Here is a 1,142-nt window from a genome sequence, read left to right on the forward strand (position 1 = left end):
AAAATGGCAAAAGGTAAATTCGAACGGACCAAGCCGCACGTCAACGTCGGCACCATCGGCCACGTCGACCACGGTAAAACCACGCTGACCGCTGCAATCGCAACGGTTCTGTCGAAGAAATTCGGCGGCGAAGCTAAAGCATACGACCAGATCGATGCAGCACCAGAAGAAAAAGCGCGCGGTATCACGATTAACACCGCCCACGTCGAGTACGAAACGGAAACGCGTCACTACGCGCACGTTGACTGCCCAGGCCACGCCGATTACATCAAAAACATGATTACCGGTGCAGCCCAGATGGACGGCGCGATCCTGGTGTGCTCCGCAGCTGACGGCCCAATGCCACAGACCCGCGAACACATCCTGCTGGCCCGCCAAGTTGGCGTTCCATACATCATCGTGTTCCTGAACAAGTGCGACCTGGTCGACGACGCAGAGCTGCTGGAACTGGTTGAAATGGAAGTGCGCGAGCTGTTGTCGAAGTACGAATTCCCAGGCGACGACCTGCCAATCATCAAAGGTTCGGCACGTATGGCGCTGGAAGGCAAAGAAGGCGAAATGGGCGTTGACGCAGTGCTGCGTCTGGCCGATGCGCTGGATGCTTACATCCCAACGCCAGAGCGCGCTGTTGACGGTGCTTTCCTGATGCCAGTGGAAGACGTGTTCTCGATCTCGGGTCGTGGTACCGTTGTGACCGGTCGTATCGAGCGCGGCATTGTCAAAGTCGGCGAAGAGATCGAAATCGTCGGTATCACCGATACCGTCAAAACGACTTGCACCGGCGTGGAAATGTTCCGCAAGCTGCTGGACCAAGGTCAAGCTGGCGACAACGTTGGTCTGCTGCTGCGCGGCACCAAGCGTGAAGACGTGCAACGTGGTCAAGTTCTGGCCAAGCCAGGCTCGATCAAGCCGCATGCACACTTCACCGGCGAGATCTATGTTCTGTCGAAAGACGAAGGCGGCCGTCATACGCCATTCTTCAACAACTATCGTCCACAGTTCTACTTCCGTACGACGGACGTAACTGGTTCGATCGAGTTGCCAGCAGACAAAGAAATGGTCATGCCAGGCGATAACGTGTCGATCACCGTCAAGCTGATCAACCCGATCGCGATGGAAGAAGGTCTGCGCTTCGCTATCCG

At 56.4% G+C, this 1,142-nt stretch carries 1 protein-coding gene; it reads left to right on the forward strand.

Annotated elements, in window-relative coordinates; all coding sequences use genetic code 11:
* Positions 1-3 precede the first annotated feature (3 nt).
* Positions 4-1,142, forward strand: a 1,139-nt coding sequence (gene tuf / locus JAB6_RS00840; protein ID WP_034784654.1) for an elongation factor Tu, incomplete at its 3' end; no start/stop codon positions are given.

Origin of the sequence: Janthinobacterium sp. HH104, assembly GCF_001758715.1 — a bacterium.
GTDB classification, from domain to species: domain Bacteria; phylum Pseudomonadota; class Gammaproteobacteria; order Burkholderiales; family Burkholderiaceae_D; genus Janthinobacterium; species Janthinobacterium aestuarii.